Here is a 1,111-nt window from a genome sequence, read left to right as displayed (position 1 = left end):
CATCCTAGACACTCCACTTGCTAAAGTGGGTGGTAAAGGTCTGTTCGTAAAAGAACTTGAAGTGGCAATGCTAGAAGGTCGTGCTGACCTTGCGGTTCACTCAATGAAAGATGTGCCAGTCGACTTCCCTGAAGGTCTAGGTCTCGTGACGATTTGTGAACGTGAAGATCCTCGTGACGCATTCGTATCAAACACATACAACAACATTGATGAACTGCCACAAGGTGCTGTCGTAGGTACATGTAGCCTGCGTCGTCAGTGTCAGTTACTGGAATACCGCCCTGATTTGATCATCAAAGAACTGCGCGGCAACGTGGGTACTCGTCTAGGTAAACTCGATGACGGTCAATACGATGCAATCGTTCTAGCGGCAGCTGGTCTTAAGCGTCTAAAACTAGAAGATCGTATCCGTAGCTTTATCGAACCAGAACAATCTTTACCAGCTGTAGGCCAAGGCGCTGTAGGTATTGAATGTCGTCTTGATGATGAACGCCTAATTAAGCTTCTTGAGCCCCTAAACGACAAAGATACTGCAGACCGTGTTTTGTGCGAACGTGCAATGAACTTAACACTAGAAGGCGGTTGTCAGGTGCCTATCGGTAGTTACTCTCTACTAGACGGCGATAACATCTGGCTACGTGCATTGGTTGGTGAGCCAGACGGTTCTAAAATGATTCGTGGTGAGATATCTGGCCCTCGCGAAGAAGCAGAAGCGCTGGGTGTGACTCTGGCTAATCAACTGCTAGATGATGGTGCGAGAGAAATCCTAACCAAGCTATACGCAGACCAAGAATAATCATGACAGTGTTGGTAACTCGTCCCGGTGTAGAGGGACAATCGCTTTGCCAACAACTAGCGGATGAAGGGGTTCAAGCAATCCATCATCCGCTTATCCGTATCATCGACAATCCAGATTCGGCGAACTTAAGCGTCCAACTTAATAACAGCGATATCATCATCGCTGTCAGCCATCATGCCGTGACCGCGGCTCAAAATATTCTTTCTAAAACTTCGTCTGTTTGGCCCACTTCGCCGCTTTATCTTGGCGTTGGTCAAAAAACTGCGCACGTTTTAAGCAAAGTCTGTAAACAAAAAGTAAACTATCCTCAAG

General features: G+C 47.0%; 2 protein-coding genes. Both read left to right on the top strand.

Features of this window, described 5'->3' with window-relative positions; all coding sequences use genetic code 11:
- Window positions 1–796, top strand: a 796-nt coding sequence (gene hemC / locus A3712_RS19645) for a hydroxymethylbilane synthase (protein WP_063524727.1), incomplete at its 5' end; no start/stop codon positions are given.
- Between the two features lie 2 nt (window positions 797–798).
- The coding region (locus A3712_RS19640) for a uroporphyrinogen-III synthase (RefSeq protein ID WP_197465872.1) at window positions 799–1,111 on the top strand (313 nt) is incomplete at its 3' end.

Origin of the sequence: Vibrio sp. HI00D65 (assembly GCF_001635455.1) — a bacterium.
Taxonomy (GTDB): domain Bacteria; phylum Pseudomonadota; class Gammaproteobacteria; order Enterobacterales; family Vibrionaceae; genus Vibrio.
The sequence above is the reverse complement of the archived record's forward strand: the minus strand, read 5'-3'. Positions and strand labels throughout refer to the sequence as shown.